At 68.3% G+C, this 18,650-nt stretch carries 22 protein-coding genes; 11 read left to right on the top strand and 11 right to left on the bottom strand.

Annotation, left to right across the window (positions count from 1 at the left end; genetic code table 11):
* Positions 1–28: 28 nt before the first annotated feature.
* Together htpX and pspAB are read left to right on the top strand one after the other, a co-directional pair.
* Positions 29–928 carry a zinc metalloprotease HtpX gene (gene htpX / locus ABD231_RS16800; RefSeq protein ID WP_344152003.1) on the top strand — a complete coding sequence of 300 codons (900 nt, stop codon included), beginning with the start codon at positions 29–31 and terminating at the stop codon, positions 926–928.
* A gap of 4 nt (positions 929–932) precedes the next feature.
* Positions 933–1,496: a PspA-associated protein PspAB gene (gene pspAB, locus ABD231_RS16795; RefSeq protein ID WP_344152000.1), complete on the top strand. Its 564-nt coding sequence runs from the start codon at positions 933–935 to the stop codon at positions 1,494–1,496.
* Here pspAB and ABD231_RS16790 read toward each other — a convergent pair.
* The gene (locus ABD231_RS16790; RefSeq protein ID WP_344151997.1) at positions 1,475–2,593 is read right to left on the bottom strand and encodes a hypothetical protein; all 1,119 of its coding nucleotides are present in this window, start codon (positions 2,591–2,593) and stop codon (positions 1,475–1,477) included. The genes pspAB and ABD231_RS16790 overlap by 22 nt on opposite strands.
* A gap of 163 nt (positions 2,594–2,756) precedes the next feature.
* On the opposite strand from ABD231_RS16790, the gene ABD231_RS16785 reads away from it, so the two are divergent.
* Entirely contained in the window at positions 2,757–3,902 is a 1,146-nt protein-coding gene (locus ABD231_RS16785; RefSeq protein ID WP_344151994.1) for an Mrp/NBP35 family ATP-binding protein, read from the top strand.
* A gap of 7 nt (positions 3,903–3,909) precedes the next feature.
* Positions 3,910–4,440 (top strand): GNAT family N-acetyltransferase, encoded by a 531-nt coding sequence (locus ABD231_RS16780; protein ID WP_344152145.1) that lies wholly within the window; start codon positions 3,910–3,912, stop codon positions 4,438–4,440.
* A gap of 2 nt (positions 4,441–4,442) precedes the next feature.
* Here the strand turns inward: ABD231_RS16780 and ABD231_RS16775 are convergent, their stop codons facing one another.
* The gene (locus tag ABD231_RS16775; protein ID WP_344151991.1) at positions 4,443–4,883 is read right to left on the bottom strand and encodes a hypothetical protein; all 441 of its coding nucleotides are present in this window, start codon (positions 4,881–4,883) and stop codon (positions 4,443–4,445) included.
* A 116-nt stretch (positions 4,884–4,999) separates the two neighbouring features.
* On the opposite strand from ABD231_RS16775, the gene ABD231_RS16770 reads away from it, so the two are divergent.
* Positions 5,000–6,010 (top strand): helix-turn-helix domain-containing protein, encoded by a 1,011-nt coding sequence (locus ABD231_RS16770; protein ID WP_344151988.1) that lies wholly within the window; start codon positions 5,000–5,002, stop codon positions 6,008–6,010.
* A gap of 27 nt (positions 6,011–6,037) precedes the next feature.
* Here ABD231_RS16770 and ABD231_RS16765 read toward each other — a convergent pair whose 3' ends face one another.
* The 6 genes from ABD231_RS16765 to ABD231_RS16740 all read right to left on the bottom strand — a co-directional run bounded on the left by ABD231_RS16765 (position 6,038) and on the right by ABD231_RS16740 (position 11,025).
* Positions 6,038–6,379: a sec-independent translocase gene (locus ABD231_RS16765; protein ID WP_344151985.1), complete on the bottom strand. Its 342-nt coding sequence runs from the start codon at positions 6,377–6,379 to the stop codon at positions 6,038–6,040.
* 48 nt (positions 6,380–6,427) lie between these two features.
* On the bottom strand, positions 6,428–7,882 hold the full coding sequence (locus ABD231_RS16760) for a S1C family serine protease (RefSeq protein ID WP_344151982.1): 1,455 nt from the start codon (positions 7,880–7,882) through the stop codon (positions 6,428–6,430).
* Positions 7,883–7,959: 77 nt separating this feature from the next.
* Complete coding sequence (locus ABD231_RS16755) at positions 7,960–9,015, bottom strand: sigma-E factor regulatory protein RseB domain-containing protein (RefSeq protein ID WP_344151979.1); 1,056 nt, start codon at positions 9,013–9,015, stop codon at positions 7,960–7,962.
* A 4-nt stretch (positions 9,016–9,019) separates the two neighbouring features.
* Positions 9,020–9,637, bottom strand: a complete 618-nt coding sequence (locus ABD231_RS16750; protein ID WP_344151976.1) for an anti-sigma factor family protein — start codon at positions 9,635–9,637, stop codon at positions 9,020–9,022.
* The gene (gene sigE, locus ABD231_RS16745) at positions 9,634–10,308 is read right to left on the bottom strand and encodes an RNA polymerase sigma factor SigE (protein ID WP_344151973.1); all 675 of its coding nucleotides are present in this window, start codon (positions 10,306–10,308) and stop codon (positions 9,634–9,636) included. The genes ABD231_RS16750 and sigE overlap by 4 nt, the downstream gene beginning before the upstream one ends.
* A 168-nt stretch (positions 10,309–10,476) precedes the next feature.
* Entirely contained in the window at positions 10,477–11,025 is a 549-nt protein-coding gene (locus ABD231_RS16740) for a CGNR zinc finger domain-containing protein (RefSeq protein ID WP_344151970.1), read from the bottom strand.
* A 56-nt stretch (positions 11,026–11,081) separates the two neighbouring features.
* Between ABD231_RS16740 and ABD231_RS16735 the strand changes: the two genes are divergently transcribed.
* From ABD231_RS16735 to ABD231_RS16720, 4 genes are all read left to right on the top strand, one after another.
* Positions 11,082–12,275 carry an MFS transporter gene (locus tag ABD231_RS16735; RefSeq protein WP_344151967.1) on the top strand — a complete coding sequence of 398 codons (1,194 nt, stop codon included), beginning with the start codon at positions 11,082–11,084 and terminating at the stop codon, positions 12,273–12,275.
* Between the two features lie 10 nt (positions 12,276–12,285).
* Complete coding sequence (locus tag ABD231_RS16730) at positions 12,286–13,302, top strand: serine hydrolase domain-containing protein (RefSeq protein ID WP_344151964.1); 1,017 nt, start codon at positions 12,286–12,288, stop codon at positions 13,300–13,302.
* Between the two features lie 66 nt (positions 13,303–13,368).
* Positions 13,369–13,890, top strand: a complete 522-nt coding sequence (locus ABD231_RS16725; protein WP_344151961.1) for a SigE family RNA polymerase sigma factor — start codon at positions 13,369–13,371, stop codon at positions 13,888–13,890.
* 1 nt (position 13,891) lies between these two features.
* Entirely contained in the window at positions 13,892–14,698 is an 807-nt protein-coding gene (locus tag ABD231_RS16720; protein WP_344151958.1) for a hypothetical protein, read from the top strand.
* Between the two features lie 42 nt (positions 14,699–14,740).
* Here ABD231_RS16720 and ABD231_RS16715 read toward each other — a convergent pair whose 3' ends face one another.
* Together ABD231_RS16715 and ABD231_RS16710 are read right to left on the bottom strand one after the other, a co-directional pair.
* Positions 14,741–15,610, bottom strand: a complete 870-nt coding sequence (locus ABD231_RS16715) for a poly(ethylene terephthalate) hydrolase family protein (protein WP_344151955.1) — start codon at positions 15,608–15,610, stop codon at positions 14,741–14,743.
* Between the two features lie 138 nt (positions 15,611–15,748).
* Positions 15,749–16,642, bottom strand: a complete 894-nt coding sequence (locus ABD231_RS16710; RefSeq protein ID WP_344151952.1) for an SIS domain-containing protein — start codon at positions 16,640–16,642, stop codon at positions 15,749–15,751.
* A 101-nt stretch (positions 16,643–16,743) separates the two neighbouring features.
* On the opposite strand from ABD231_RS16710, the gene ABD231_RS16705 reads away from it, so the two are divergent.
* Entirely contained in the window at positions 16,744–17,526 is a 783-nt protein-coding gene (locus tag ABD231_RS16705) for a DeoR/GlpR family DNA-binding transcription regulator (RefSeq protein WP_132410249.1), read from the top strand.
* 153 nt (positions 17,527–17,679) lie between these two features.
* Positions 17,680–18,369 carry an O-methyltransferase gene (locus tag ABD231_RS16700; RefSeq protein ID WP_344151948.1) on the top strand — a complete coding sequence of 230 codons (690 nt, stop codon included), beginning with the start codon at positions 17,680–17,682 and terminating at the stop codon, positions 18,367–18,369.
* Positions 18,370–18,416: 47 nt separating this feature from the next.
* Here the strand turns inward: ABD231_RS16700 and ABD231_RS16695 are convergent, their stop codons facing one another.
* Positions 18,417–18,650, bottom strand: a complete 234-nt coding sequence (locus ABD231_RS16695; protein WP_344151945.1) for a hypothetical protein — start codon at positions 18,648–18,650, stop codon at positions 18,417–18,419.

Genomic DNA, 18,650 nt, shown 5'->3' with positions numbered 1-18,650 from the left:
CGGTGGCAGGTGAGAAAGGGTGCCGCCGATGAAGACCAGATTCGCTCCCGACAAGAAGCTGAACCGCCGGATGCTCGTGACGAGCTTCCTGCTGGGGCTGCTGTACGTCGGCTTCATCGCGGCCCTGATCGCGGTGACCGACAGCGCGGTGATCGCGATCGTGATCGCCGGTGGCGCGCTGTTCGTGCAGTACTTCTTCTCCGACAAGATCGCGCTCTACGCGATGGGCGGCAAGATCGTCACGCCGGAAGAGGCACCGCAACTGCACGGCGCGATCGACCGGCTGTGCGCATTGGCGGACATGCCGAAGCCGCGGATCGCGATCGCCGATGTCGACCTGCCGAATGCGTTCGCCACCGGGCGGAATCCGAAGAACGCGGTGGTCTGCGTGACGACCGGGATCATGCGCCGGCTCGATGCCGATGAGCTCGAGGGCGTGCTCTCGCACGAGCTGTCCCACGTCGCGCACCGCGATGTGGCGGTGATGACGGTCGCGTCGTTCCTCGGCGTACTGGCTGGATTGATCACCCGCTTCGGGCTCTACAGCGGGCTCGGTGGGCGGCGTGACCAGAACACGGCCGTCATCGTGCTGACCATCGTCGCGATCTCGGCCGCGGTCTACGCGATCTCGTTCCTGCTGACCCGCGCGCTCTCGCGGTACCGCGAACTGGCCGCAGATCGGGCGGGCGCCATACTGACCGGTCGTCCATCAGCCTTGGCTTCGGCGTTGACGAAGATCAGTGGGGACATCGCGCGAATACCGTCGCGCGACCTGCGCCAGGCGGAGGCGTTCAACGCGTTCTTCTTCGCCCCGGCGATCTCCGGCAAGGGCGTCTCGCTGTCGTCGCTGTTCTCGACCCACCCACCGCTGGAGACACGCCTCGACAAGCTCGGTGCACTGTCTCGCGAGCTGGGCGAGCAGGCTTAGGGCCATGGGTTTCCTCGATATCTTGCTCGGGCGCAGCAAAGCGGTGCCGCCAAATCTCGACCAGCTGTTCTCATTGCCGTCGGCCGCGATCACTCTGGAGACGGCCGGCGGGTATCACGCGACCGGTGTGGGTTCGGTCTGCTTCAAGTCGGCGGAGGGCGGTGGGTTCACCGCGTTGCGTGCGGAGGTCGACAAGTTACTTGCCCTCGACAACGGTAAGTTCTCGTCCGTCACGGACTCCTACGGCTTCACCTGGCTGGTCCGCGAGACCACACCGGACAACCTCGAGGGCCTCGTCACCGACCTGCACGGGGTGAACACGTCTCTCGTCGACGCGGGTTTCGGGCCCTCGCTGCTGTGCACTCTGGTGAACTTCAGCAATGGGTCGAAGTCACTCGGGCTGGTCTACCTCTACAAACGCGGCTCCTGGTACCCGTTCGTCCCGGTCGGCGCGGATCGTCGGGACAACGCATCCGAGCTGCAGATCAAGTCCCTGCTCGGGACCGATCTGCGGCTCGAATCCGACCTCGCGCGCTGGTTCCCCGTTTACGGCGCTCCCGGCCTCTGAATCGCTCGCGGCGCGGTTCCGACCGGGTCGCCGACCGCGCCACCGCCGAACTTCAGGGCGTACCAGTCGGCGTAGCTGTTGAGCTGGGTGAGTTGGCCGTCGTTGTTGAGGTCGACCTGGGCGGCGGTGTCGGTGGTGTCGCCGTCGCAGTTCCAGTCGATCGGCTGGCCGGCCGGTCCGCTGGTGGTCTGGGTTCCGCTCGGGCACTCGTAGATCGTGCGCCACTCGTCGGCTGACGGTGTGCCGAGACCGCGCGGTTCGGACAGGCTGGTTTCGTTCAAGGGCGGCAGCGCGGACTCCTGGTAGCCGAAGTACGGGCTGCTTCCGTCAGAGCGCAGTACGCCGCGGTTACTGAAGGCGTAGTTCATCACGCTCAGGTAGTTCGGTTTGAAGTTGGTGGCGTCCTGGCCGCCGTGATGCAACCCGAGCAGGTGTCCGAACTCGTGGATGAAGACGCCGGTCCAGGTGTTCTCGGTCGGGTTGGTGCAGACCGGGCTCATCGCCACGACGGCCAGATCCCCTGGTATTCCGAAGGCGTAGCCACCGCAGCCGTTGTTGTAGCGGTCCATGTAGAGGAAGTAGTGGAAGACCGCTGCTCGGGCCGCGGTCTGGTGAGTGGCCTTGGTTGCGAACACCTGCGACGTGTCGAGGCTCGCGGCGTAGGGCACCTCGTTCCCACCGCCGAGGTTGTACTTCGTACCGCCGGCCGGACCGAGGTCGACGTGCAGCCGGATACCGGTGCTGCCGTTCGGGTTCGACACCGGCGCGTTCGCGTAGACCTCGACAGCTCGGTCGAACGCCTTGATCGGTCCGAGAAAGCCGGCCATGTGGTCGACCTCCACGAAGAGGTCCTTCTGGTCCGGGCTCGCGCCCATGGCCGGTAGGTCGACATCGACGATGCCGTCACCATTGGCGTCGTACCCATTGCGTTCCCAGTCGTGCGGTAACGCGTCGCCGTCGACATCGGTCGCGTTGATCACGGTGGTTCGCGGTACGGCGGGTTGGGCCATCGCGGTGGTGGCGAGCCCGGCGACACCCGCGACGGCGAGGGCCGCGAGCAGGCTGAGGGTGGTCTGACGGGAGGGTCGGAGTCTCATGCGATCTCCTCGAGGACGGGCGGATCCTTGAGGCCTCACGGTAACGGGGTGCTGACAACGTTGCCAGCCCTTCCGGCAGGGCTGAACTAAGGGTCGCCTTGCCGGACCTAGGTCACAGGGACCGTGGTCCGCGGGTTTCCGTCGAGCACGTAGCCTTGGGGGTATGGCTCCCACTGCTGATCAGGTGACCGAAGCTCTCGGTGGCGTGCTCGATCCGGAGATCAAGAAACCGATCACCGATCTGGGCATGGTCGAGTCCGTCGTCGTGCGCGAGGACGGCGTGGTCGCGGTCCGGATCCTGCTGACGGTCGCCGGCTGTCCGATGAAGGACACGCTGCGGCGCGACACGACGGCCGCGGTGAGCAAGCTCGAGGGCGTCACCGGGGTCGAGATCGACCTCGGCGTGATGTCGGCCGAGCAGCGGAGTGCGCTGCAGACGCAGCTGCGCGGTGGCGTGGCCGAGAAGGAGATCCCGTTCTCCCGGGCCGACTCGCTGACCAAGGTGTTCGCGATCGCCTCCGGCAAGGGCGGCGTCGGCAAGTCCTCGGTGACCGTGAACCTCGCCGTCGCGATGGCCCGCCAGGGCCTGTCGGTCGGCGTACTGGACGCGGACATCTACGGCCACTCGATCCCGGCCATGTTCGGTGTCGCCGACGAGCGGCCGACCGCGGTCGACGACATGATCATGCCGGTGCCCGCGCACGGCGTGAAGGTGATCTCGATCGGCATGCTGAAGCCGAAGCGCGACCAGGTGGTCGCCTGGCGCGGCCCGATCCTGGACCGCGCCCTCGTGCAGATGCTCGCCGACGTCTACTGGGGCGACCTCGACGTCCTGCTCCTCGACCTGCCGCCGGGCACCGGCGACATCGCGATCTCGGTCGGCCAGCGGCTGACCAGCGCCGAGGTCATCGTCGTGACCACCCCGCAGGAAGCCGCCGCCGAGGTGGCCGAGCGGGCCGGCACGATGGCGCAGATGGTCCACCAGCGCGTGGCCGGCGTCATCGAGAACATGTCCTTCCTCCCCTGCCCGCACTGCGGCCCCGAGCACCGCATCGAGATCTTCGGCACCGGCGGCGGCACCCGAGTCGCCGAAACCCTCTCAGCCCGCCTCGGCTACCCCATCCCACTGCTCGGCGAGATCCCCCTCGACGAACGCCTCCGCAGCGGCGGCGACCTCGGCCAACCCCTTGCCATGGCCGACCCCGACACCCCCGCCGCCCAGGTCCTCAAGACCATCGCCGACAAACTCGGCGGCAAACCCCGAGGCCTCCTCGGCCGCCAGCTAGGCCTCAGCCCCGCCGGCCGCTGACGCCCTCCTGACCACCCCGCGGCTCCAACTGCGGCTCTGGCGCGAGGACGAAGTCGACCGCATCACCACCGCACGAACCAACCAGGCGACCGCCCACGTCCTACCCTTCATCCCGCAGTCCTTCGCGGCCGAAGACGCCCGCTTCTGGCTGCGTGACCTAGCCGACCAACGCACCGCCGGCACCCGCTACAACTGGTGCGTTGCCGACGCCGAGAGCAATCTCGGCCTCGGCAACCTCACCCTCTTCCGGATCGAGAACGGCACTGCCGAGCTCGGCTACTGGCTCCACCCCGACGCACAGGGCCGCGGCATCATCGTCGAAGCACTCGAACGGGTAACCCGCTGGTTCTTCGACGAGTACGGCGGCCGGCAACTGCTGATCAAAACCGCGAGCACCAACCGCGCAGCCCGCCGTACCGCCGAGCGAGCCGGCTTCCGCCTGCTACGAACCGAACCGGACAACTACAAACTGGCCACCGGCCCCGACACCCTCGTCATCTACGAGCGGTCATCATCCGCCGAAGAACAGGACGTATAGGCCTACTTGGCGTCGCGACCACGCTCGGCCCAGGCCGGCCGGGTGGTCCAGTGGACGTATACGTCCTGTCCGTCGGAGGATCCGACCAGCGAGTTGGCCTCAGCCCTACCGTCCGCTGACACGCCGCATCGCGTGAGGTAGCGCGCGATCGCGGCCGTGTGATGACTGAACGGTTCATCGGGATTGTCCCAGGTGACGTAGATCCAGACCGGTCCAGAGCCGTCGACCGTCCCGGCGCCGTACTCGAAGTGCTTGACGCGATCGCCAGGCCGCAGCTGCCACCACGTCAGTTCGTCGATCATCGTTGCCCCGTAGGTGATTGCGCCGTTGTGGAACGGCCAGGGCGACAGGGCAGGAGAGAACCGCGCACCGGCTACGCGCTCGAGCTCACCTGCCGCCCTGACCTCACCAGAACTCTGCTGCCAATGACCCTGCGGAACCACCGAGACAGTCAGTGACCATTCGCGACACTCCTCCCCGTGCCGCAGGGAGCTTTTCTGGCACCACGAGGAGGGTGACCACAGATCCACCGCCTCGGGGCGTTACGAGTGGAACGAGCTTGCGCCAAGAGCGGCGCCAGTGGGCTGCTGAGCTGCGAGGTCAGCACCGCACCTGGGTGGAGATCGCCTCGGCGTTCGCCGATCGGTACGCCGTCAACCTTCGAGTCGCTCTTCGGATGGCCCACGACTGGAGCCAGCGTGAGGCGGCGGAGCGGTGGAGCGAGCGCTGGCCTTCGGATCCGAAGACGTTCAAGAACTTCTCGTACTGGGAGCAGTGGCCGTCGTCCAGCGGCTATGCGCCGTCCCTCGACGTACTGGCCCGGTTGGCTGAGTTGTACGACTGCTCGATCGCCGATCTCGTCGCCGACTGTGCCGACTTCCGCGGAGCCGACGCGAACCATCGTGTCACGTCGCAACTGGTGAACCTGAAGGCAGGGCTCTCCGCGGCTGCCGACGAGGACGCCGTACGGCGTGCTGCGGACGAGGTGGAGAACACCAGCGCAGAGGTCCTGGGGCGCACCGTTGCGGCGTGGCTGAGCAAGGCGGACCCCAGACTTGGGCGCCGTCGGCTGCTCACCAAACTCTCCGCAGCGCTTGCGTTGGCCGCCGCCACCCCGGGGATCGCCGCGGCCGCCGAGGAGGAGTCGGCTCCCAGCCCGGCCGGCGAGCACGACCTGGGCGGCATCTGGCACTCGCGGTACTTCTATTACTCGACCGGCCGCGAGAGCCAACTCTCCTGCGAGCATTACGTGGTTCTTCGTCAGCAGGGCAATCGGCTCGTCGGCGAGAATGTGCCGGCCCGCAACGACTCGGTCCTGCGACTCGAGCTGACATTGCGAGGAACGGTCGCGACCGGCACCTGGTCAGAACGCACCAGCGTTGACGGCTACTACCGCGGTCGCGAATATCACGGCGCCATTCAGCTGGTCGTTGACCCGATGGGTAAGGCCATGACCGGACGCTGGGTCGGCATCGACCGGAAGTTCAACGTCAACAGCGACGTCTGGGAACTCCAGTGGGTCGACGCGGCATCGTCAGCCGCGCAACGCGCCTACCGCCACCTCACCTAGGAGCCGTGTTCAAGGCCACAGCGATGATCAGGTGGACTCGGGGTCGTAGGGGGGCTTGGCGCCGGCTGGGAGGCGTTGGGGGGCGTCGGCGAAGTCCGTGGAGACGGGCTTGTCGTCGTCGAAGTCGTCGCCACCTTCGAGGAGGTGTTTGCGGACGAAGTTGCGCGGATTGAGGTCCTGCAGCTCGAGGTCGGCGAACTCCGGACCGAGCTCACTGCGCAGGTCGTTCTGCGCGTTGGAGACCATCCGGCGGACCTGGCGGAGCAGGTTGCCGGCGGTGCGCGCGAACTCCGGCAGCCGTTCCGGGCCGAAGACGAGTACGGCGACGATCGCGATCACGACCAGCTCGAGCGGCCCAATGCCGAACATGCGTTCACCTCACTTCTCGTTCCCCGGCACAGCGTACCTGAGCGTGTGTCAGCCGATCTGCTGGCCGAGCGTCACGGTCGCTTCGCGCGGCCGGCCGCTGCGTTCGTAGACCAGGCGGACGCTCTCGCCGGGCTGATGCGTGCGGATCGCCACGATCAAAGACTCGGCGGTGTCGACCAACTGCTGGTTAATTTCGGTGATCACATCGCCGACCCGCAGCCCTGCCCGGGCGGCCGGGGATCCGGCGGCGACCGAGCTGACCCGGGCACCACCCTCGAACTGCATGTCGATGGTCGCGCCGATCACCGGGTACGTCGCTCTGCCGTTCGCGATCAGCTGTTGCGCGGTACGGCGGGCCTGGTCGATCGGGATCGCGAACCCGAGCCCGATGTTGCCGGTCTGCCCCTCTTGCGCACCACGCACGGCGGCGATCGCCGAGTTCACGCCGATCACTCGCGCGTTCATGTCGACCAGCGGACCACCCGAGTTGCCCGGGTTGATCGCCGCGTCGGTCTGCAGGGCGTTGATGTACGACGCCTGGTCCGTGCTGTCCCCAGCCGTCACCGGCCGGTTCTTCGCCGAGATGATGCCCGACGTGACAGTCCCGGCCAGCCCGAGCGGTGAGCCGATCGCGACCACGTCCTGCCCGACGATCGCGAGGTCCGACCGGCCGAACTGCACCGACGGCGCGTCCAGCCCGATCACCTGTACGACGGCCAGGTCGTACGCCGGTGAGCGGCCGACCAGGCGGGCGGTCTGGGACTTGCCCTTCTCGGTGATGATCTGGATCGAACCGCCCTTGGCGGCGGACGCGACCACGTGGTTGTTGGTCAGCACGTGACCGGCGTTGTCGATGACGAACCCCGAACCGGTCGACTGCGAGTTGTCCGAACCCTCGACGCGGAGCTGGACCACGCTCGGCAGCAAACTGCCGGCCACCGCGGAGACCGAGCCACTGCGGATCTTCGGGTCGGTGCCGGTCCCGACCGGCACCTCCGGCTGCTTGGTGATCGGGCCGTTGCCGTCGTTGAGCGCGACCACGGTCACGGCGGCACCGCCCCCGGCCAGCAGGCCGATGACGAGCGCAACGATCGCGGCGATCAGCATGACGCGGTTGTCGAGCTTCTTGGGCGGCTGCCCCGGTGTGTACGCGCGGGCCTGCTGCTGATGCCAGTCCAGCGGCGGCGGAGGCACAGGGCCCTGGTAGCCGGGGCGCTCGGTCGGCCAGGCCTGGCCCGGGTAGACCGGGCGGAAGGTCGGCGCCTGCGCGCCGAAGCTGCGCTGCGTGACTGACCGCATCGGCTGCTGACCTGCGGCCGGCGGCTGCAGCGGAGGCTGTGGGAGCGCAGGCGACGGCGTACTGGCCGTTTGGCGGTAGGCCGAGTCACTGCGCGGGGATGTGAGCGGTGTGGTCCCGGTCCCGGGCGCAGGCGGCGTCAAGCCCGTCAGCGGGGCGCCACTGGGCGCAGCCGGGGTGCTCGGTTCGGCGTCGTTGGTGCTCACGTGATCGCCTCACTCGTGGTCGGGAACGTCGGCCGGAGCCACTCCCGAGCGTAGCCGGGAGAACCATCCGCATTCGATTATCCCAGCTTGGGGGAAAGCGCACCCATCGGCGTGAGCCACGTCGCGATTTTGGCCAGTCCGCTGCCGATCCGCTGCACCGTGCTCAGGTGCACCGGCAGCTCGTGCGGGAAGGCCTCGATCACCTTCCCGAGCGCGTCCGGCGGCACATCCCCGATCAGCGTGTAGACGATCCCGCCGGACGACCAGACGACGTACGACGGCATGCCGTAGCGGACGTAGACGCCGGGTGTCTGCGTCGGTGTGAAGCCGGCCACGGCGGCCGGGTCGAGGGCGCCGCGCTGCTCAAAGACCGAGACGTTGAACAGACCGTCGGAGTACGAGAACTGGAGTGAGTCGTTGGTGGTGTCCTGGTGGACGTCGTACAGCTTGAGGGCGGCCGGGAGCTCCGGTGTGCAGACCCAGCCCTCTGAACGCAGGCTGTCGACCTTGCCGAGTCCCAGCGGCTCCACGCCGTTCGGAGTCATCGGCGGCAGGTGCCTGATGAACTGCGAGTCCTCGATCTCGAGCTCGGTGAACACGGTCGCCCGGACCATCGTCTTGCCGTCCACACCGAACAGCTGCCGCTGCAGCAGCAGCCCGGTCGCCTTGTCGATCCAGAACCGCGCAGCGAGAGTCTGGTCGTCGCGGAGCGCCTCGACCAGCACTGCTGTCCGCCCGATCAGGTCGGTGCAGCACTTGTAGACCAGCTTGTACGTCGCCTGCAGTAGCGAGAGTGGACCGCCGTCAATGGACGCCTCGGTGCTGGTCGCGCGCTGCACGAAGGCCTTGGCGCCCGGCGAGGACGGTGAGCCGATGACACTGATCTCCGAGCCCTGGGACGCCGCGTGCACGATGTCGAGCATCGCCGAGCTGGCGCCCTGCGGTCCCCAGGCGGTGATGATCTGGGTGCCGTGGTACGAAACCCGGTTCGGCGCCGCCGCGGCGCGCTCGAGCCAGCTGACGGCCTGCGGCGAGTCCTCGCGGTCGAGCGCCGGGACCGCGGTGGCGGGCAAGGGCAGGCCGATACCGATCAGGGCGGTGCTGACCAGGACGGCGAGCCGGTTGAGGCTCACGGGATCAGCGTCCGGTCAGGGCCACCGGCTGCAGCGTCGAGCTGAACCCGACGTATCCGGACCCGTTGTACGAGTTGAGCACGGCCACCGGGTCCGCGAACGGCGTCCCGCCCGTGGTGCTGGCGTGATCGGACGAGAAGCTGGTCATCGGCGGCTGCAGCGACGGCGGCTGCTCCGACCGGGCCGGGTCCCCGACGACGAACGCCGTACCGAGCAATGAGGCCACTGCGGCTGCGGAGCCGGCCGCACCCAGCACGCCGGTACGGCGGCGGGAGCGGGTCGTGCGGGGGGTTCCCGTCCCCGGGCGGCTGGCGCCGGTGCGGGCCGCCGGGAAGGCGGAGCGCTGTGGGAAGAGCGACGGGACCGGTGTCAGGACCGGGCGGACCTCTTCACGCGGCTCGGTGGCGAATGAGGAGACACCCATCAGCCGCTGCATCAGGTCGGTGGACGGCTCCGGCGCCTCCAGGGCGGCCATCCGCGCCTTCAGCCGGCGCTGGGCGTCCACCTCGGCGCGGCAGGTGTCGCAGCCGACCAGGTGACTCAGGACCTTGTCCCGCGAGTCATGGTCGAGTTGGCCGTCGACGACGGCACTGAGCTTGTCCATCGGGTGCTGAAGGGTCACCGGTACTCACCTCCGGAACTCTCACCGAGCAGTCCGTCCGTGGACGGACCACTGATCCGGGTCTGACCGGGCCGCGGGGCCCGGTGCTCCAGATGCTTGCGCAACATCGAGCGGCCGCGGTGGATCCGGCTGCGGACCGTCCCGAGCTTCACGTCCAGCACGTCGGCGATCTCGTCGTACGTCATGCCCTCGATGTCGCAGAGCACCACCGCGGCGCGGAAGTCCTCCGGCAACGAGTCCAGGGCGCCCTGCACGTCGTGGTCGAACAGCTCCGAGTTGAGCTTGTCCGCCGGGCCGTCACCCTTGGCCGGCAGCCGGTCGTGCGCGTCCTCCGGCAGGCCGTCGAACCGGATCCGCTGCTTGCGGCGGGCACCGTCCAGGAACAGGTTGGTAGTGATCCGGTACAGCCAGCCCTCGAAGGTGCCGGGGGTGTACGACGACAGCGACCGGAAGACCCGGACGAAGACCTCCTGGGTGAGGTCCTCCGCGTCGTGCTTGTTCCCGGTCAGGCGGTAGGCCAGCCGGTAGACCCGGGCGGAGTGCGTGCGGACGATCTCGTCCCACGACGGCAGCGTCTCCGGCACCGGCTGACGCGTGGGCGCCACCGAGGTGTCGAGCGGCTTCACCGCAACGCCTCCCTGGGTCCTCTCGGCAATGAGCGTGAAGGCCATGGTGCCTCGGTCACCGTCCTCTGCGCACGTCGGGAACACCCGGGTTCGACCCTGAGATGCTGGTACGACGGCTCAACGCGGTGCCCTACCCGGAAAGTTCCCGGCCAGTGCCTTCACTCAACAAGACGCGCCAGGGACTGTTCTGGTTGAGTCTTGCCCACCCTGATCCTAGGCTGCGCCGCCGGACGCCCGCCGGGCGCGGTACGACGCGACCCGGGTCCGGCTCGAACAGGTCGGCGTACAGAACCGGCGTGGTCGCTTGGCTGCAGCGTTGACGAACACTCGCTCACAGTCACCCGCCGCACACACTGACAGCGCCCCGAAGCCATGCCCGGCCGCGAAACCGGCCAGCGCCAGAGCCGCTCCGGCAGCCAGCCACTCCGCCCAGCGCGCGTCTGGTTGCGACACATGCAGGTGCCACGGCGTCTCGCCATGCTCGGTCAGATAGGGCCGTACGGCGTACTCGCGCAGCAGGTCGTTCAGCAGCCGGGCGGCATCCGGCGCCGGCGCCCCGAACACCGGGCGTAGCCGCTCACGCACCGCGCGGACCTCGGCCAGGTCGCGCTCGTCCACGTCGATCGGCGTGGGCTCGGCGTGTGCCACGAGGAAGTCGTGCAGCGCTGCCACCGAGGTCAGCCGCTCGGGCTCGGCCGTCCGCGTGTTGACCAGGTCGACGGCGATGCAGACCAGCCGATCAGGAGTGAGCAGGGTGTCCACAGGCCTCACTGTAACGCGATTGTTTGAGTAACGCGTATCAGGATACTTTGCGTTACATGCGCTCCTACTTCACCGCCGCCACGTTGGCTCGCCTCGGCGACGACATGGTGGCGTTCACGCTGGTGTTACTCGTGCTGGACCGCACCGGCAGCGCCGTACTGGCTGGGGCGACCGGAGCTGCGTATGCGTTGCCTGCGGTCGTGACCGGTCCGCTGCTCGGCGCATGGCTCGATCGGACGCCCTACCGCCGTACGGCGCTTGCCACGAACCAGGGCGTGCTGGTCGTGGTGATGATCGCGCTGCTCGCCGCAGTGGGCCACACGCTGGCTTGGGTGACACCTGCGCTGGCTGCGGTCGCCGGAGCGACGCTGCCGATGGTGTCCGGTGGCTTCACCAGCATGCTGCCGCGACTGGTGCCCGCGGAGCAGCTCCCGCGGGCCAACTCCTTCGAGGCCGCGAGCTTCGGTACGGCGACAATCGCGGGACCTGCCCTAGCGGCGACCCTGGCGGCCACGCTGTCGGTCGAGGTCGCGGGAGTGGCCATTGCCGTCACAGCGATGGCGAGCATCGTTGCGATCACCCGCCTTCCGGCTCTGCCAGCAGGTGCTCAGGAGCCGTTGCTCAGCTCTGCGGTCGCGGGGTTGCGGCATCTGGTCCGCACACCGCGGCTGCGCGCTTCCACCATCACCACCACGGTGCTCGCGGGTGCAATGGGCATGTTGCTGATCGCATTGCCGCTGCATGTGCCCACGCTGCACGCACCACGGTCGGCGGCCGGCTACCTGTGGACTGCCCTTGAAGTGGGCAGCGTCTGTACGGCGTTGTTGTCGACTCGCCTCCAGACCCGCTGGCGGCCGGAGCACCTCGTGATGGCCGCGGCTGCCGCCTACGGTGTCGCGTTCGCGTTCTGGCCGCTGGCAGGCTCATTCGCCGTGTTGCTGGTGCTGGCGGTGCTGACGGGTGCGATCGAAGGACCGCTGCTGCCGGCCATGTTCGCGGCACGGCAGCAGTACAGCCCGGCCGCTCTGCAGGGTCGCGTCGGGACCACCGCGGCCAGTCTGCGCGTCGGCACGTCCGCTCTCGGCCAGGCTGCCGCCGGGCTGCTGATTCCGGTGCTCGGAACTCGCGCGATGCTGCTCGTGATTGCGGGGACCTTGGTGTCAGCCGCCGCACTCGGCGTGGCAGGTGGGGTTATCCCCCGGCGAGGTTCGGGGGTTAGCCGGATGTCGCCAAAGTCCTTATTTTCATAGCGTTCTGGCCATGAACCTCACCGCCTTCCTGGCCAGCGCCGTACTGGCCGTCTCCCCCACTTTCCCTGCCCCTCAGCTGCAACAGATCGTCGATTCCGGCGGGGCCGCCACCGCCGTGCTGCGCGTAGGTGCGCAATCCGGATCTGCCGGACCGGTTGCCCCTCAGGCGTATTTCCGGATCGGGAGCGTGACCAAGACCTTCGTGGCCACGGTGGTCCTGCAACTGGTCGACGAGAAACGGGTGCGGCTCGACGATCCGATCGCGCGATACCTGCCTGGCGTCGTGCCGAACGGTGAGCGCATCACCGTGCGGCAGGTACTCGACCACACCAGCGGGATCTACGACTACGCGCACGATCCTGGGTGGTCGACCAATCGCTGGCGGGGTGCTGATCGCTTCCGGCACTACGAACCTTCGGAGCTGCTGGAGGTCGCATTCAGTCACCCGCCGTACTTCGAGCCCGGCGCCGGGTGGCACTACTCGAACACGAACTACATCGTGGCCGGATTGCTGATCGAGCGGGTCACCGGCCGCTCGTACGGCGCGGAGATCAGCAGACGGATCCTGAGACCGCTGCGGTTGACGCAGACGAGCCTGCCCGGCGATCGGCCTGGTCTGCCGTCACCGCATGCACCCGGTTACGCCTCGGTCGACGGCAGGCTGGTCGACGCGACGCTGATGAACCCGTCGCTGGACTGGGCGGCCGGCGAGATGATCTCCACGACGGCTGACGTCAACCGGTTCTTCGAGGCGCTCTTCGCAGCGAGGCTGACCAGCAAAGCCGCACTGGCCGAGATGCGGCGCTATGTCCCCGCAACTGACCTGTTCGAGTACGGGCTGGGTCTGCAGCGGTTCCGACTACCCTGCGGGACCTCCGTCGAGGGACACAGCGGGCAGATTCTGGGCTACACGACGTACTCGACTCACTCGGGTTCCACGCACGCCACGTTGTCGTACAACCCGCTGCCCGGCGGTGACACGTCGAGCGCGGTGATCGGGCTTTTCACGGCCGTCCACTGCGACTGACCCGGATCGGTGTGACATTCAGGGACGGCATCGCATCGAAAGGGGTGACGCCAACCGAGGAGAACGATGCCGAATCGCAGTGGGTCGACAACGGAGCAGGAGTTCGAGGAGTTCGCGCAAGCGCGGGCTGCTCAGCTCTACCGCTCGGCGTGGTTGCTGTGCGGTAGTCACCACCAGGCGGAGGACCTCGTCCAGGAGACGCTCGCCAAGCTCTACGCACGGTGGCGACGGCCGTTCGGCCGGATCGACAATCCAGCTGCCTATGCGCAGACCACGCTGACTCGGACGTTCCTCGGCGGGAGGCGGCTTCGGAGCAGCGGCGAGAAGCCGTACGCCGACGTACCGGAGCAACTGGTCGACGATCCGGCGGCCAAGGCGGACGTCCGGCTGGCGCTCCGGGCACTGCTGGCCGAGCTGCCGTCTGCTGACCGCGTGGTGCTGGTACTGCGCTACCTCGAGGACCTCAGTGTCGACGAGGTCGCCGACCGGATGGGCGCCTCACCGGGCGCGGTGCGCAACCGCAGTATGCGCGCACTCGAACGGATCCGCGGGCTGGCCGACGACTCACTGAGAATCGGGAAGGACTGACATGTACGACGACAAGACAGCCGCTGACGACCGCGTCACGACGCTGTTCCACGACACCACGGCAGACGTCGAGGTGGACGTCGCGGAACTGGTCCGCGGCGGCATCGCCCGCGGCCGGGCCAAACACCGGCTGCACACCATCGGTACGGCGTTCGCCGCAGCCGTCGGCGTGGCCGGCATCGTGGGCGTCGCACTGCCCCTCGCCACCAGCACCAGCGGCAACGGGATCGCACCAGCAGGCGCCCCGGCGCCCGCCGTCACCAGCACGAAGGCGACCGCGGTCCCACCCAAGGGCAAGCCAAGCGACAAGCCCCTGCCCCCACCACCAGCGGAGGCCGACATCCCGGTCAAAGCCGCGAACCTGCCCGGCGCCTTCGCCCACATCTTCCCCGGCAAGATCACCCAGGCCGAGAAGCGCACCGGCCGGATCATCGACGACGGCAAGCAGGCCCAGATCGCGCACTTCCTGTGGGATGGCTTCCTCGTCAGTGCCATGTTCGACGCCTACCGCGGCACCCCGGCCGAGCGCTGCGAGGAGATCCGCGTCGACGCGGCGAGCGCCACCCGTCGTGCGGTCATCTGTACTGAGCGCCCGGACGGGACTTTCCTGGTGTCGACACGTGGCGAGGAGCCCGCAGTGGACGGCGGCGGCAAGGCCAACTCGGCCACGCTGATCACCAAGGACCACTACGAAATCACGGTCATGGCCTACACCTACGGCCGCAAGGGCGGTCCCAACCTGTCGCCGCAGCCGCCGTTGAGCGAGGCCCAGCTCAAGCACGCGGTCACCAGCCACGCCTGGTTCTAGCCGGCAAGGCCCGGCCGCCTCGTGCGGCCGGGCCGGGCCAGATCAGAACGGGCAGGTCGAGCGGTACTCCTCGACAGTTGTGCTCGCCCCAGGTCCGGGGCAGATGAACTGCTCGTAGCGGGTGTCGTCGTCGACGAAGCGCTTCAGCCAGGAAATGCTGTACTTCGCGACCGTCGTGTTCGGCGAGGTCGGAGCGGAGTGACTTGCGTTGTTCAGCTCCAGGTACGCCTTGTCGAGGGTGGCCGGCAGGCTGGTGTAGAACGGTTCGGAGTGGCTGCTGACCGGGGCGGTGGTGTCGCTCTCGGCCCCGACGACCAGGGTCGGCACGGCGACCTGTGACCAGTTCTTCGTGGTGTTCCAGCCGGCCAGCGGGACGATGGCCTGGAGTGCCGGCCGGTCCTTGGCAGCCTCCAGAGAGCCCCCGCCGCCCATCGAGTGCCCCATCGCGCCGAGGCGGCTCGCGTCGATCCGCGTCCGGACCGAGCTGCTGGTGGTCAGGTAGTCCAGCGCTGCCAGCAACTGGTCACCACGGCTGGCCGGTGAGTCGAAGCGGGACAGGGTGTCGATCGTGATGATCACGAAGCCCTGCGAGGCCAGCCGTGGTCCTAGCCAGGCAACGCTCGACTGAGTCGCCGTGAAACCGGGTGAGATGGCGACCGCACCAAAGGTGCCTTCGCTGGTGCTGGTCGGGTAGTAGATCGTGCCGCCGCCGAAACCGCGCGCCCCGGACGGCGGAACGGTCACTGTCGCGGTGGCGAACGGGCCTTGCGGTGCTTCGATACTGGCGTTGGTCGGGTCGGGACCGCGCTCGTACGGATTGGCGGCCGCATGCCCGGTGGTTGGGGTCAGTACGGCGGCGGCGAACAGCGTGGCGAGGAAGATCTGCAGCGGACGACGGCGGAATGCGCGCACGGCAACTCCTTCGGTGGAACGGGCGGCTGAACCGCCTGTCCACCACCGGCCTACTCGGTGGTAAGGCGGCCCACGGCGCCCAAGGTAATCACTCGACTACCCTGGGTCAACGGCGGGCCGCGAAGATCCGTGCACTGTTCAGGACAAGATCACCGAGCGGGTCAGACTGCGCGGCTGGTCCGGGTTCAGGCCGAGCGCGAGCGCCTTCGCAACCGCCACGCGCTGGGCGACGACCAGCGAGGCCAGCGGGTCCAGCTCGGCGTGGTGCACGATCATGGCGCCAGTGGCGGCGACATCGTCGAGCAGGCCGACCGGCGCCTCACCGAAGATCCACACGCCACGGCCGGGCTGCGCGATCGCGATCGGGCCGTGCCGGTAGTCCATCGCCGGGTAGGCCTCGGTCCACGCAGAGGCCGCCTCGCGCTGCTTCAGGGCCGCTTCGTGGGCCAGGCCGACGGTCCAGCGGGTCCCGACATACGTGACCTGCTCGAGCTTGGCCAGTTCGTCGACGTCGATGCTCAGAGCGGTCTCCGCATCCGCAGCGGCCTGCTCGAGATCCTGGCCGAGGGATGCGCGCAACAGCGCCAGCGTGGTGGTCGCGAACCGGGTTTGAACAACGGACTGCTCATCGGCGAAGTCCAGCATGATCACGTGATCGGCCAGCTCGACGATCGGCGAACCCGGGGTCGCGGTGATCGCCACGGTCGGCAGGTCGGTCGACCGGATCAGGTCGAGCACCTCGGTCGTCGTACCGGACCGGCTGATCACGACCACGACGTCGTACTGGCGGTCCTTGGGGAATTCCGAACCGGCGAACGCGTCCGTCTCGCCCTGACCGAGGTCCTCACGCAGGGCGGCGTACGCCATCGCCATGAACCATGAGGTGCCACAACCGACCGCTGCGACACGCTGGCCGGCCTTCGGCAACGCGTCACCGTACTGCGCGAAACCGCTGCCGACCTGGCGCCAAAGCGCAGGCTGGGTGGCGATCTCAGCGGTCACGAAAGGGCTCTCATCGGGCGTCTGGGTCATGTCGTCTCCGCACTTCTGATGGTCGAAACTGCTCGAACGTGATCGAATGGTGCCAACCGGCCGCCATCCGGCTGACCGATTGTGTGAAGGAGGAGCCCAGGGTGAAGCGTTATGAACGCCTCAACACCTTGCTCGAGTCGCTCGCCGAGAAGGGCGCCATCGACGTCGACGAACTCGCCGAGCAGTTGCACGTGTCCGCGGCGACGATTCGGCGCGACCTCGACCACCTGGGCAAGCAGCAGCTCCTCACCCGGACCCGGGGTGGCGCCGTCGCCAACGCGGTGTCCTACGACCTGCCGCTGCGCTACAAGACTGCGCGTTTCGCGTCCGAGAAGCAGCGGATCGCGCAGGCCGCGGCCACGCTGGTCCGGCGCGGCATGGTGATCGGGATGAACGGCGGCACGACGATCTCCGAGGTGGCGCGCACGCTGGCCACCCGCCCGGAGCTGTCCGCCGAGCACGGCGAGCCCGCGTTCACCCTCGTCACCAACGCGCTGAACATCGCCAACGAGCTGATCGTCCGGCCGCACGTGAAGATGGTGCTCACCGGCGGCGTCGCCCGGCCACAGTCCTACGAGATGATCGGGCCGCTGTCGCACCGGATCCTCGCCGACCTGTCGCTGGACATCGCCTTCATCGGTGTCGACGGCATCGACGAGACCGGCGCCACCGCCCACCACGAGGGCGAGGCGAACATCAACCAGCTGATCGTCAGCCGGGCCGCCAAGGTCGTCGTGGTCGCCGACTCCTCGAAACTCGGCCAGCGCGCCTTCGCCCGGATCTGCGAACTGAGCGAGATCGACACCCTGGTCACCGACGCCCAGGCCGACGAGAGCCAGCTGACCGTCTTCAAGGAAGCCGGCATCGACGTCATCCGCGCTTAGCCGCATCTCGCCGTACCTCCTGTCCTGGGGAGAGCTCCGCCCTGTCTAGGGCGATCATATCTGATTGCGGGCTTGTTGTAATGAGCAGTTCTGCGCAATCTCCGCGCGGGAGGCGGGGAAACCGGACCCGGTGCCGCTAGGCTTCTCGGCAGCATGAGCAGCGCAGCAGCGGATTACCCCGCAGACCCACGGGAGGGCATCATCGCCAGCGGCATCGACCCGAGCTCCTGGGCGTACGCCGAGGACTACATCGGAGACGACGAGGTCGTCACCGGTGCCCGGGCGAGCGCCGCGGACAGTGGTGTGGGCGCGATCGGCTCCGGTTCGGCGACCGCACTCAGCCTGCTGGCCGCCACCGTCGGCGCCAAAGCCGTCGTCGAGATCGGCACCGGCACCGGCGTCTCCGGCCTGGCCCTGCTCCGCGGCATGCGCACCGACGGCACCCTGACCACGGTCGATCTGGACGCCGAGAACCAGCGCCTGGCCCGCAAGACCTTCCTGGACGCCGGCATCACCTCGAACCGCTTCCGCCTGATCGCGGGTGCGGCCCTGGACGTGGTCACCCGCCTCACCGACGGCCACTACGACCTGGTCTTCTGCGACGCCGACCGCCGCGAGAACACCGCCTACCTGCACGAGGCCCTCCGTCTCCTGCGCCCCGGCGGCATCGTCGTCTTCGCAGGCATCCTCACCGGTGGCCGAGTCCCCGACCCGGCCCACCGAGACCCCGAGACCACCGCCCTGCGCGACCTCATCCGCGCAGTCCGGGAAGACGACGACCTGGTCTCCGCACTCCTCCCCACCTCCGAAGGCCTCCTCACCGCCACCAAGCGCCTGAACTGACAAACGCGCCGCACGGGAGACCCGGCGGCGCGTTCGAAGAGCTGACGTCAGCGGTAGGTCACGTACAGGTCGAAGCCGCCCAGCGCGAACGGCCTGCACTCGTAGGTCTCGGCCCGCGGGCTGGTCTGCAGGATCCGGTTGCCCTCGCGGATGCACTCCGACTCAAGTACGAAGTGGCCGCGATGCTGCGGCGCTCCCTGCACCTGCGCGAGAGCCGGTGCGGCAGGGGCGACGGCTACGGCGGCAGCGCCAAGGCAGAGGGCAGCGATCAACTTGCGCAT

This window comes from Kribbella yunnanensis, from assembly GCF_039529655.1.
Lineage (GTDB): Bacteria > Actinomycetota > Actinomycetes > Propionibacteriales > Kribbellaceae > Kribbella > Kribbella yunnanensis.
This window is presented reverse-complemented; position numbering and strand designations above follow the sequence as displayed.